This is a genomic window from Sphingorhabdus sp. (assembly GCF_044354325.1).
Taxonomy (GTDB): Bacteria; Pseudomonadota; Alphaproteobacteria; order Sphingomonadales; family Sphingomonadaceae; genus Sphingorhabdus_B.
Genome location: NZ_JBILAF010000062.1, coordinates 1 through 12,370, shown reverse-complemented (window position 1 = coordinate 12,370; position 12,370 = coordinate 1). Strand labels below are relative to the sequence as shown.

At 57.2% G+C, this 12,370-nt stretch carries 10 protein-coding genes and 1 pseudogene; 6 read left to right on the top strand and 5 right to left on the bottom strand.

Features of this window, described 5'->3' with window-relative positions:
- The 3 genes and pseudogenes from rpsL to ACIQ0G_RS07060 all read right to left on the bottom strand — a co-directional run.
- Window positions 1-157, bottom strand: a pseudogene (gene rpsL, locus ACIQ0G_RS07070) (30S ribosomal protein S12); the annotation flags it as partial.
- A 184-nt stretch (window positions 158-341) separates the two neighbouring features.
- Window positions 342-863, bottom strand: coding sequence for an isoprenylcysteine carboxyl methyltransferase family protein (locus tag ACIQ0G_RS07065; RefSeq protein ID WP_397577293.1), 522 nt, complete (start codon window positions 861-863; stop codon window positions 342-344).
- Window positions 860-1,891, bottom strand: coding sequence for a type III polyketide synthase (locus tag ACIQ0G_RS07060; RefSeq protein WP_397577292.1), 1,032 nt, complete (start codon window positions 1,889-1,891; stop codon window positions 860-862). The genes ACIQ0G_RS07065 and ACIQ0G_RS07060 overlap by 4 nt, the downstream gene beginning before the upstream one ends.
- Window positions 1,892-2,057: 166 nt before the next feature.
- Here ACIQ0G_RS07060 and gltX point away from each other — a divergent pair, with 166 nt between their 5' ends.
- The 6 genes from gltX to ACIQ0G_RS07030 are packed head-to-tail and all read left to right on the top strand — an operon-like array spanning window position 2,058 to window position 8,234.
- The gene (gene gltX / locus ACIQ0G_RS07055) at window positions 2,058-3,569 is read left to right on the top strand and encodes a glutamate--tRNA ligase (RefSeq protein WP_397577291.1); all 1,512 of its coding nucleotides are present in this window, start codon (window positions 2,058-2,060) and stop codon (window positions 3,567-3,569) included.
- On the top strand, window positions 3,566-4,252 hold the full coding sequence (gene ung / locus ACIQ0G_RS07050; protein WP_397577290.1) for a uracil-DNA glycosylase: 687 nt from the start codon (window positions 3,566-3,568) through the stop codon (window positions 4,250-4,252). Before gltX ends, ung begins: the two co-directional genes overlap by 4 nt.
- Complete coding sequence (locus ACIQ0G_RS07045) at window positions 4,242-5,276, top strand: UDP-glucose--hexose-1-phosphate uridylyltransferase (RefSeq protein ID WP_397577289.1); 1,035 nt, start codon at window positions 4,242-4,244, stop codon at window positions 5,274-5,276. Before ung ends, ACIQ0G_RS07045 begins: the two co-directional genes overlap by 11 nt.
- On the top strand, window positions 5,273-6,430 hold the full coding sequence (galK, locus tag ACIQ0G_RS07040; protein WP_397577288.1) for a galactokinase: 1,158 nt from the start codon (window positions 5,273-5,275) through the stop codon (window positions 6,428-6,430). Before ACIQ0G_RS07045 ends, galK begins: the two co-directional genes overlap by 4 nt.
- Window positions 6,427-7,239, top strand: coding sequence for a peptidyl-prolyl cis-trans isomerase (locus ACIQ0G_RS07035; RefSeq protein ID WP_397577287.1), 813 nt, complete (start codon window positions 6,427-6,429; stop codon window positions 7,237-7,239). Before galK ends, ACIQ0G_RS07035 begins: the two co-directional genes overlap by 4 nt.
- Window positions 7,236-8,234: a HupE/UreJ family protein gene (locus ACIQ0G_RS07030; RefSeq protein WP_397577286.1), complete on the top strand. Its 999-nt coding sequence runs from the start codon at window positions 7,236-7,238 to the stop codon at window positions 8,232-8,234. Before ACIQ0G_RS07035 ends, ACIQ0G_RS07030 begins: the two co-directional genes overlap by 4 nt.
- Before the next feature lie 3 nt (window positions 8,235-8,237).
- On the opposite strand, the gene ACIQ0G_RS07025 is transcribed toward ACIQ0G_RS07030, so the two are convergent.
- Both ACIQ0G_RS07025 and ACIQ0G_RS07020 read right to left on the bottom strand, forming a co-directional pair.
- Window positions 8,238-9,227 carry an alpha/beta hydrolase gene (locus ACIQ0G_RS07025; RefSeq protein ID WP_397577285.1) on the bottom strand — a complete coding sequence of 330 codons (990 nt, stop codon included), beginning with the start codon at window positions 9,225-9,227 and terminating at the stop codon, window positions 8,238-8,240.
- Window positions 9,228-9,371: 144 nt separating this feature from the next.
- A complete protein-coding gene (locus ACIQ0G_RS07020; protein ID WP_397577284.1) occupies window positions 9,372-12,239 on the bottom strand; it encodes a TonB-dependent receptor in 2,868 nt (955 codons plus the stop codon).
- Window positions 12,240-12,370 lie beyond the last annotated feature (131 nt).

The window sequence follows — 12,370 nt, the reverse complement described above, 5'->3', positions numbered from 1 at the left end:
CAACCTTACGCAAAGCCGAGTTCGGCTTTTTCGGGGTCGTTGTGTAAACGCGGGTGCAAACGCCGCGCTTCTGTGGATTTTGGTCCATCGCAGGGACCTTGGACTTGGTCTTCTGCGGGGTCCGGCCCTTGCGGACCAGCTGGTTAATCGTTGGCATATCTTCACCTTGTTTAAAGCGGTTACTTTGGGTGGGCAGCCGTATTTTGCGGTGGAGGCTCAGCCTTTGGCCCACCCGGCCGATCACACAATGTGCTGCTATTCTGAGTTCTTCCCAAATGGCCAAAGAGAATCGGTCCTCTGGCCATGGGAAGGCGCGCCATTAGCGCCAGCAGGCGGTCGGGTCAAGTAGTGCCCACACGTTCGCCCAGCACGGCATTTTCAATCCGGATCCGCCACCACAATAACGCAGCGTTCAATATCGAAAACGTCAGCGCCATGGCAGGTGCGCCAAGCAGGAGCGGCAGCAGCGCGATTTCCACGACCACCAATGCGTAATTTGGGTGCTTGATAAAGCGATATGGCCCACGCTTCACCCGCGGGAAATGCGGTGCACTGATGATGCGGGTCGTCCACCACCGGCCAATGCTTGCCAGCGTCCAGAAACGGAATGTCTGGCTGGCGACGAACGCGTTGAGCAATAGCAGGTTCGGCCCTGCTGTCGGTTCCGCAAACAGCGCAATCGACACAAGCCAACCGCTGTGCAGCAATATGAACAACGGATAATGCTTTGCCCCATGCTCACGCCCGCCTTCGGCCAGCAAACGCCGCGTATTGGCGTTGGCATAGGCAAGCTCGGCAAGCCGCTGTATGATGACATAGGCAAAGACCGCCTGTGCCCAAAGTGGCCAATCCAACAGCATCATGGCGTGAGAACTCCCATCGCACCGACAAATCCCGGACCAAGCGCCGTTAACAAGGTTGGCTTTGCAATCGGTCCAGCCGCCAACAACGCTTCCAACACAAACAGCACCGTTGGCGAGCTCATATTGCCATGCGCCCGCAGCACCGAACGGGTCGTAGCCAAATCATCACCCAGATAGTCCGCAAGCGCATCAACAACGCGGCCGCCGCCCGGGTGACAGGCAGGCTCAGCCATCTCGGACTTCTCAAGACCTTGCCGCGCCAAAAATGCGTCGCAGACAGGCGCAAAATGGCCGTTCACGAACACAGGAATGTCGCGCGCAAGCACCAGATCAAAGCCCGTGTCGCCAATTTCCCAGCCCATCATATCCAGCGTGTCGGGCCACACATGGCTGGCAAAGGCGGAAAGCGCTGGGCCGGGCCCTGCCCCGATCACCGTCGCCGCGCAGCCATCGGCAAAAAGGGCAAGCGCAACCATATCTTTTTTGTCCATCCGCGCATGGTCATAGGCAATGCTGCACAGCTCAAGACTTACGAGCAGGACGGGCTTGTCCGGATTGGCGCGGAACAGGTCTGCAGCAACGCCAAGGCCAATGACCCCGCCCGCGCAGCCATAGCCAAATAAGGGCACGCACCGCGTGTCGGGCGCAAAGCCCATTTTCGCGATCATCCGGCTCGGCAGGCTTGGCGTCATGGTTCCAGTGGTTGACACAAACACAATCTGACCGATGTCGGCGGCGTTGACGCCTGCACGATCAAGTGCTTGTACCGTAGCGGCTTCAAACAGAACTGCTGCAGCGTCGGCATATACCGCTGCGCGACCGGCCCACGAGCGCGGTGCAAAATAATATTCAGGCGGCATCGCAATATGCCGCTGATCAATGCCGGTATTGCCCAGAATATCCGCCATGCGTGCCGGTAACGCGTGACCTTTGGCCTGCGCCAATATCGACAAGACCTGATCTTGCGTAATGCGATGCGGCGGCACAGCGGTTCCAAGCGAGAGCAAGCGGGGGGAAATAAGCGTCATTGGTCAATCAGCTACGCCTGTTATCGGCTTTGCGCTAGGCAGACTTTACCCTAGCCCGATTTAATCCAACGCACATATCGCCCTTTCGCAATTGCAGCGCGAAGATGACAAGCATGGCGGGGCTTGATAGAGGACCGCCAAACCGAGATTGAAAGAAGCACTGAACATGAATGCCATCACCCGTCCCGTTCGTACCCGGGTAGCTCCATCACCCACTGGCGATCCGCACGTCGGCACCGCCTATATCGCGCTCATCAACTATTGCTTTGCCAAGAAGCATGGCGGGCAATTCCTGCTGCGGATTGAGGATACCGATCAAGTGCGGTCAACGCCGCAATCGGAAAAAATGATTCTGGAATCACTCCGCTGGCTTGGGCTTAGCTGGGATGAAGGTCCGGATGTTGGCGGACCGCACGGGCCCTATCGCCAGTCGGAACGTAGCGCGATCTACACCGAACATTGCGACCGCCTGCTGGCTGATGGCCATGCGTTCAAATGCTATTGCACGCCTGAAAAGCTCAGCGCCTCGCGTGCGGCCCAAATGGCGGCGAAGTTGCCGCCGAAATATGACGGCACCTGCCTTTCATTGACGGCCGACGACTGCGCGAAGCTCGACGCAGACGGCGTGCCGCATGTTGTCCGCATGAAAATCCCGACGACCGGCACATGCATCGTTCAGGACACATTGCGCGGCGAGATCGAGTTTGAATATTCGGTGGTCGATATGCAGGTCCTGATGAAATCAGACGGATTGCCGACCTATCATCTGGCGAATGTCGTCGATGACCATCTGATGGGCATCACGCATGTCATGCGCGGCGAAGAGTGGATTTCGTCGGCGCCAAAGCATTTGTTGCTATATCAATATTTCGGCTGGGAACCGCCAGTGCTCACGCATTTGCCGTTGCTGCGCAATGCCGACAAATCAAAGCTGTCAAAGCGGAAAAACCCGACGAGCATCTTATATTATCAGCGCGCAGGTTATTTGCCGCAGGCGATGCAGAACTTTCTTGGGCTGTTCATTAAATCCGCAAGCGAAGAAGATGAAAAAACCTCGCTGCAAACGCTTATCGACGAATTTGACGTGCACAACATATCGCTCGGTGGCCCCGTGTTCGACACGTCTAAACTGGACTGGCTGAATGGCCGTTATCTGCGTGAAGAATTGAGCGTTTCCGAGTTTCTGGACGCCGTAAAAGCATGGGCATTGAATGACAGCTATCTGACGCCCATCGCCGAAATGGCGCAGGCGCGGATCACCAAAATGTCGGATCTTGGTGGGCTTACCGCCATGTTCTTCATGAACCGCATCGAAGGCATGACGCTTGAGCGGCTGCGCGATGGCGTGAAGCTGGAACAGGATGCGCAACGCGCGGCCTACACGATAGCGCTGCAGCAGTTTGACGGGATGATCGAATGGCACCGGGACGGTGTTGAGGGAACATTGCGCCGCACCGCCGAAGTTCTGGATGCCAAGTTGAAGGATGTTATCCGGCCATTCTATCTGGCCATAACCGGCAGCGCGCAGGGCGTGCCATTGTTTGACGCCATCACGCATCTGGGCCGCGACATCATTCGTGAACGGCTGCGCCACGCTATGGAGCTGCTTGGGCCAGCGACATCGAAAGAGGTCAAGGCTTGGACCGATTTGCTGACTGCCCCGCCAAAGGCAGAATGAGCGGCCTTTCCATACCTAATGGCTGGGAAGCACCCTTAAGCGCGGCACTGGCAAGCGGAGGCATGGCTGCACTTGCACGGTTTTTGGAGGCAGAGCGGGCGGCCGGCAAAACGATATACCCGGAACGATCCGCATGGTTTCGTGCGCTTGAACTGACCCCGCTCGATCAGGTGCGGGTCGTCATTTTGGGGCAAGATCCCTATCACGGCCCGGGCCAAGCCCATGGGCTGAGCTTCAGCGTGCCGCCGGGTGTCCGGCCGCCGCCAAGCCTTGTGAACATTTACAAGGAACTGGAGAGCGATCTCGGCATACGCCGCCCGTCCCATGGCTTTTTGGAGCATTGGGCAAAACAAGGCGTGCTGTTGTTGAACAGCGTCCTGACGGTGGAAATGGCCAAGGCCGCTTCGCATAGCCGGAAAGGATGGGAGCAGTTTACCGACGCGATTGTTGGGCTCGTGAATGACAAGCCAGAACCGGTCGTGTTCATGCTGTGGGGTGCCTATGCCCATAAGAAAGCGGCCAATGTCGATGCCAGCCGCCATTTGGTGCTGAAGGCTGCGCATCCATCGCCCTTGTCCGCCTATAACGGTTTTCTGGGCTGCAAACATTTCTCGCAATGCAATGCCTTTCTGACTAGCAAGGGTCAGCCTCCGATTGATTGGACCTTGCCCGATGCGGTTTAGTGAACAGCCCCACCGCCGTTTCAATCCGCTGAAAAACGAATGGATTTTGGTGTCGCCGCATAGGGCGAACCGTCCATGGCAGGGGCAACAGGACAGGCCAGATAATGCAATGCGGCCAAGCCATGACGCGAACTGCTATTTGTGCCCCGGCAATGAACGCGCTGGCGGGGTACACAACCCCGATTACAAACATGTCTTCATTTTCGACAATGACTTTGCCGCGCTGATGCCGGGAGACCGCGACGAAGCGGGCGAGGACAACGCTTTGTTTCGTGCAGCACCTGCCCATGGCACATGCCGGGTCATCTGTTTCTCCCCGGACCATGGAAAGACGTTGCCCGAAATGCCCGTGGCCGAGATCGCGGCCGTCGTCGACAATTGGGCGGCGCTGGAAGCCGAGCTGTCGGCCAACCATGCCTATGTGCAGGTCTTTGAAAACAAAGGCGCGATGATGGGCTGTTCAAGCCCGCACCCGCACGGGCAAATATGGGCGACCGATTATGTCCCCGCCGAACCCGCGCGTGAGGACGAAACGCAGGCCGAATATTTCGACAAACACCACAGCGCGATGCTGCTGACTTATGCCGCACAAGAGGCAGCGGACGGTGCGCGTACTGTTGCCATGAATGATCGATGGATTGCGGTGGTACCTTATTGGGCAAGCTGGCCTTTCGAGATCCTCCTGCTCCCGCGTTTTGCTGTACAGCGGCTAAGTGCGCTGACCTCCGCACAGCGCCAAGACTTGGCCGACATCCTAAAGGCGCTCACGACCGCTTACGACAATCTGTTCCAGACAAGCTTCCCATATTCGATGGGGTGGCATGGCGCGCCAAGCGCAACACCGGACGCCCCGCACTGGCAACTGCATGCCCATTTCTATCCGCCCCTGCTGCGTTCCGCGAGTGTGCGCAAGTTCATGGTGGGATATGAGATGCTGGCCGAAGCGCAGCGTGACCTGACACCCGAAGCGGCGGCCGAACAATTGCGCGCGCAAAGCAAAATCCATTACCGGGCCAAAGCATGACGCCGCTCGACAAGGTGCTATATGACAAGGTCAGTGCGGCCTTTGCCCAAGGATTTGGGTCAGCGCCTGATCTGGTGGCCCGCGCGCCCGGACGGGTGAACCTGATCGGCGAGCATACCGACTATAATGACGGGTTTGTCCTACCCTGCGCCATTGGCCCGTCGACGATGGTTGCCGCCAGCCGGCGTGACGATAACGCCGTGCATGTTGTTGCGGTGGACTTTGACAACGCGGTGGATGCGTTCAACCTCAAACACCCCATACAACGCAATGCGGACCAGCCATGGGCCGATTATATTCGCGGCATGATCATGGCCCTGCAACATGCGGGGCATGCGCTTACCGGCGCGAACATTGCCATCGCGGGCAATGTGCCCAAAGGCGCAGGCCTATCGTCATCGGCCTCGCTTGAGGTCGCTGTCGGCAAGGCCATGCTCGCTCTGGCCGATATCGAGATTGACCACAGCCGCCTCGCGCAAATCGCGCAAAGTGCGGAACGCGACTTTGTAGGCACAAAATGCGGCATCATGGACCAGCTCATTTCCGCCCAAGGCAAAGCCGGCCATGCGCTCTTGATCGATTGCCGAAGCCTTGCGCTGACAGATGCACCCGTACCCGATGATATTGCCATCATGATTGTCCATTCCGGCGTCACACGTGGCCTCGTCGACGGGCATTACAACGAACGACGCGGCCAATGTGAGGCCGCCGCCAAAGCGATGGGTGTCGCCGCGTTGCGCGATGCGGACCTCGACATGCTCGCGGCGGCAGGGCTTGATGCCGTCACGACGTCACGGGCACGCCATGTGATTACTGAGAACCAACGGACTTTGGATGCAGCGGACGCGCTTGCGAGAAACGATCTGACCACGCTTGGGGCGCTAATGGCGCAAAGCCACGCATCGATGCGCGACGATTTCGAGATTACCGTTCCCGCCATTGATGAATTGGTCGCGCTGTTGCAACGCGCGATTGGTCCCGAGGGCGGCGCACGGATGACGGGTGGCGGCTTTGGTGGCGCCTGTGTCGCGGTCATGCCAGCGGCCCGCGTCGATAAAGTCCGTGCAGCTATTTCTGCCGCGTATAAAACGCCGGAAGGCGAATCGCCAATGATCATGGTGGAACGCCCAGGTCGGGGGGTCGCTATTTTATGAAGGATATTAAGGTGCGCCGTTTCATTCGAGAGCCGCTGGTACATTTTTTGGCCGCAGGTTCAGTGCTATTCCTGCTGATGAGCCAGTTCGGTTCCTCCGACAGTCTGGACCGAAGCATTACGATCAACGAAGAGGAAGTCGCGCGGCTTGCATCCCAATGGGAACAGACGTGGCAGCGCCCGCCGAGCGCGCAGCAACTCGACAGCCTGATCCGCGATTACATCAAAGAAGAAGTGTACGTCCGCGAGGCTATGCGGCTTGGGCTTGACGTGGACGACCCGATTATCCGACGCCGTTTGCGCGCCAAAATGGAGTTTCTGGCGACCGCTGAAATCCAGAATATGGAACCAACCGATGCCGAGCTCCAACGGTATTACGACACCAAAAAATCCCTTTATGCTGCGCAACCCGCGTTCAGTTTTGACCAGCAGTTTTTGGGCGAAGATGAAAATGTGGCGCAAAATTCTATGCGGATGCTCCTCCAAGGAAAAACACCGCCCGCGCAAGCATTGAGCGTTCCCCAAAGTATGGAAGACGCCGAGTGGGACAGCGTATCGCGGCAGTTTGGCGATGATTTTGCCAATAGTCTGCGGAATGCCCCACAAGGAAAATGGTCTGGCCCGGTGCGCTCAGGCTTTGGCTGGCACGCCGTCCGCGTCCGCAAAGTCATTGCAGCAGGGACGCCAGCCTTGTCAGCTATCCGGCAGCGCGTATCAAACGACTGGCGCGCCGAGACCCAAAGCAAGCGTGAAGCCGCCGCATATCAGGCGTTGCTTGACGGATATGACATTCGCATTGCCAAGCCATGATATTCCGGCTGCTTCTTTTGATCATGCTGGCGGCCTGCCTCTCGCCCGCACGCGCCGATGATTTGCAACCCGGCTATTTGGAATTGCGCGAGCGGGTTGGTAGCGCGCCAAATGCGCACCAATATGATGTCACGTGGAAAGCACCCATCAAGCCGGGTCTCGCAACGGGGGTAACACCCACATTTCCGAACGATTGTGTTTCGACACCCCCTGAACGCAGCATCGACAGCGCGGCACTTTTGGTGCGTTGGGTTATCAATTGCAAAGCGCCGTTGGCGGGTCGCGCGGTCCGTCTGGACGGTATGGAGAATATGGCTGCTGACGCGCTGCTGCGCTATCAGTCTGCACGCGGCATAACGCAGGCTGCGCGGCTTACACCGTCGAATCCCCAAGCGACGATAGCGCAACGGCCGGATAGGTGGCAGGTTGCCCGCACATATTTCATCACAGGCGTTGAACATATCCTGATGGGCTATGACCATCTGTTGTTTGTGCTGTGCCTCGTGCTGCTGCTCAATGGCGCCTGGCGTGTGGCCGGAACCGTCACCGCCTTCACAATCGCGCATTCGCTGACATTGGTGGCAACAACGCTTGAGCTGATCAGCGTGCCGGGGCCGCCGGTCGAGGCAGCGATTGCTTTGTCCATCGTCTTTTTGGCGGTCGAGGTTGTTAAACGCGACCCCAGCGCGCCGCGCCTTTCGGAACGCATTCCATGGGTTGTCGCCTTCCTCTTCGGCTTGCTGCATGGCTTTGGCTTTGCGGGTGCACTGGCCGAGATCGGACTGCCGCAAGGTGAAGTCCCCATGGCGTTGCTGACGTTCAACCTGGGCGTCGAAGCGGGCCAAATCCTTATCGTTTGCGCGGCGATGCTCGTCCTATCCCTGCTCCGGCGGTTTAATGCGCTTTATGCTGCACGGCTCCATCGGTTCAGCGCTTATGCCATCGGCACCATAGCCGTCATGTGGCTTCTGCAACGTATATTGGGCGTCAGCTAGCGCCTAAAACCCTTGTGATCGGGCAAAGCCCAGGAAAAGGTCAGGCCAAGTCTCCACGGGCTTCCCTATGGCCTTTCGTAAGCCAAAGCCGTGTCCGCCATGGGCAAAGACATGGGTTTCGGTCAAAATGCCTTTGCTCCGCAATGCCGCACGCATCAGATAGCTATTTTCAACGGGCACAGCATCGTCATCCTCCGCATGCAGCAAGAAGAACGGCGGGGCGTTATCCGGCACATTCATATGCGGGCTTAGCCGCTTTTCCGCCGCAGCCTTCGGTGCAGTCCCAAGAAGCTTTTCACGGCTACCGGCGTGCGCATTGGGTGCCTGCATAGCAATAACGGGATAGATCGGCGCCGCAATAAAGGGACGCGCCGACAGCGCATCGGCATCATCGACGGGTTCATATGTCTTCACGTCAAAGCGTGTTGCAAGGTCGGCACATAGATGGCCGCCGGCGGAAAAACCCATCGCGCCAACGCGTGCGGGGTCGATGCCATAGGTTGCGGCACGCGAGCGGATCAGGCGCATCGCCCGCTGCGCGTCGGACAAGCCGACATCAGGTCCTGCCGCCCAGCCTTCGCCCGGCAGCCGATAGAATAACACAAACACCGTGTAGCCGCGGGCTGCAAGCCAGCGACCCATTTCATAGCCTTCTTTGTCCACGACGACCCAGCGATAGCCACCGCCCGGTGTGATCAGGACAGCGGCCCCATTTGGCTGGCTTGGCCGGAATACGACCATGCGCGGACGGCTGATCCCGAATACGGCGCGGTCGGTCAGTTGGGCATCGGTTGAACGTTCGTTCACCGTTTCAACCAAAAGCTTCGCTGGCGCACCGGGCGCGCCATCGGGCCAAAGGTCAATGGTTTCGGTGGGCTGATACAGCCCGCGCGGCACTGGCACATTAGAGCCCGGAGGTGGTGTTTGTCCAAACGCCGTTCCTGCCATACCGGCGGCGGCGAGTGCCATGACTGTGCGTCTGTCGAAAGTCATATTACCTCATATCTAAAGTGATTGATCCGCGCGCGAGATAGCCCAGTCACATACGGCCTTGGGCAGATTGTTATTCACATAAAAAAGGGCCAGTCACGCATTGCAATGACTGGCCCCATTTTTACGTTTTAGACAATCCGCAGATTACATTTTGAAGCGTGCACCAAACAGGATGGTCCGGCCAAAATGGTTGTTCTCATAATTGCGGTCCGCATCAAAGTCGGTGAACCGGTAGCGATAGGTATCCAGCAAGTTGTTGCCTTCTACAGATACTTCCATCCACTCGGTGAGCTTGTAACGGACAGAGGCGTCAAAGTTGGTGGTTGCGCCATAACCTTCCAAAATGTTGCCTGTGCCGCTTGCGCCTTCATGATAGCGACCACGATAGCTCAACATCCCGCGGGCACTGAACTTGCCATCATCATAATAGAGCGTGCCGTTAAATGCCTTTTTGGTGACATTGCCCAGCGTATTGCTGATAACCGCATTCTGCAAAGCACCACCTGGGGCAATTGCAGGGCCTTGGACATTGAAGCTCGCGTTCGAGTCAATGAACGTGGCGTTTGCAAGGATGCCGAAGTTGGAAAGCATGCCATCTGTGAACGCGCTGAACGGAATTTGCGCAGCGAGTTCGATGCCCTTCAGTTTCGCACCGGAACCATTGACGGTGGTAGCCAGCGTCCAACGTGGTTCAAGCTGTTGCGCCGGGTTCAAAGCTGCTGGTGATGCGGGGCTGAGCACCGATGCTGGCAAGCCGGTTTGCGCAAATGTTGCGCCGGTAATCGACGCCGATTGCGTGAATGTGCTGACATCCTTTTGGAACACGGCGAGTGACAACACAGCCTGAGGCGCAAAATACCACTCAAGCGACAGATCGTAATTTGTAGCGCGGAATGGAGCAAGGAACGGGTTACCGCTGGTTACGCGGTAGTTAAATCCGTCCGCCGAACCACCTGGTGTCAACGAACCCAGCGTTGGGCGCGTCATCACGTCTGCAACCGCAAAGCGCACAATTGTGCTTTCGGTTGGGTACAAAGCGAGGTTTGCCGATGGCAACCAGTCGTCATAGCTACGGGTGACGGTCGCGGTGACGCCGCTGACGAGGCCATATGAAGACTGGTCGGTCTTCGCATAACGAATACCTGCATTCAGTGCATATTCAATTCCAAGGACATCGCCCTTGGCGTCCGCTTGCAGATAAGCACCCTTGGTCGTTTCTTGAACGCCGCGGATGTTGCCGGCATCATTTGCTGGCGTACGGCTGTACAAACCAGTGAACGCGGTTGCTGCATCGAGATTAGGTACGATCCAGCCATTTGTGTTTCCAACTGGCTGACCTGCGTTACCCAGGCTGAACGATTGCGACAAAGCGGGCGTAACTGCAAAACCATAAATCGCTGTTGGCCCAAACAGGCTGCTTGCCGAGCAAGTGATTGTGCCCGCTGTGCTAGTTACCAAGCTTGTGCCGCCGTTACCGCAAACAGCGGTATCACGGGTGTAGGCTTCGGCATCGAAGTTGAACCGGCGCCATACGGCACCCGCCTTCAACGTGATATTCTCACTGACATCCCACTCGGTCCGCAACTGTGCAGTTTTGAAGCGGTTGGTCACGTTCGAAGGCCGGTCACGGATTTCTGCAAGCTGGAAGTTTGCAGGATCCATGACGCTGGTTCCAAAGGTCAGCTTTGGACGCGCCATGTCCCTATAGTCATAGCTATAGCCCTGCGCATCACGGTCGTCGAAAATGACCGTCGTTTCAACCGGGATATCGGCGTTTGATTTTGACACGCCACCCAATGCGGTGAAACGCAAATTGTCGGTAACGTCCTGATCCCATGTGCCGCCAACCTGATAAAATTTGGTTTGCGATTCACGCAGATAATGCTCGGTACGCACCCATGCATCATTCAAGGTCGCCGCAATCATGTTGTTGTTGGCGTCGTAAACGGGATTCACGACATTGATGGAACGCTCGTTGGAGCGCAGCAATACTTCGCCCCATTGCTCTTCACGTGACGCATCATATTTTGAAAATAGGGCGTCGATCGAAAGCTTGGTTGCGTCGCTTGGCGAATATTGCACCGAACCGGTCAGGCCCAAGCGCTCACGATCGTGGGCAACTTCACCGTAACGCGGAATACGCGGGTGGAATGTCGTCGCTGCACGGTCACAAGCGGTGCTTGGGACATAGGTTCCGCCGCTGTTCGCGGTGGTGAAGCAATTGGTTGCGTCGACACCGTCGAAACGCGCCTGCGCCCAACGGACCGAATTATTGCCAAGTTCCAATGTGCTGGTTTTCGAATAAGCGGCCGAAATCGACGCACCGAGCGTACCGGCATCATTGCGCCAGCTCAGCAAACCGGCAAGGCGCGGTCCAAGGTCTTTCGCCAGATCATTGTACGACCCCACAACCGAGAGCGCACCGTTAAGACCAGCACGGCCAGCCAAAGGATTGCCGGTATTCAGGTCGACAACCGCACCCAGCGAACCTTCGTCCAGCGATGCTTCGGCTGTTTTACGAACCACAAGGCTGCTGAAGAGTTCCGATGCAAATACGTTGAAATCGAAAGCACGGTCGCGGTTTGCAGAAGCGCCGTCTGTCGAGGTCGCAATGGTCTCCATGCCGTTAACGCGTACGCGTGTGAACTGCGACGAGAGACCACGAACCGTGATCGACCGGCCTTCGCCGCCATCACGGCTGATCGAAATGCCGGGAATACGCTGAAGCGATTCCGCAAGGTTTTGGTCAGGGAATTTTGCAATGTCTTCGGCCACAATCGCGTCGACTGCAGCGACGGAATCGCGCTTCAGGTTCAACGCAGCTTCCAGCGAAGCACGGAAACCGGTGACAACAATTGCATCACCTTCTTCTGCAGGTGCAGTTTCAGCGGCAGCATTTTCGGCTGCGGCGTCCTGTGCATGGGCTGTGCCTACTGCCAAAACGCTCAGTGACACCGCCGACAAGAATTTCGTCGCATTTTTGCTAAATTCGCGCGATCCAGATTTAATCATTCCCACTTCCCTTCCCAATTACCGGTATTGATACCGGTGTCTTTTTGATTCGAGACGCGATGAAATCCAGCGCATCCTCTTCGTTCCGGCTGCGTATTTTAACGCTATTTTGCCGTTTTTAGTAACCTTAG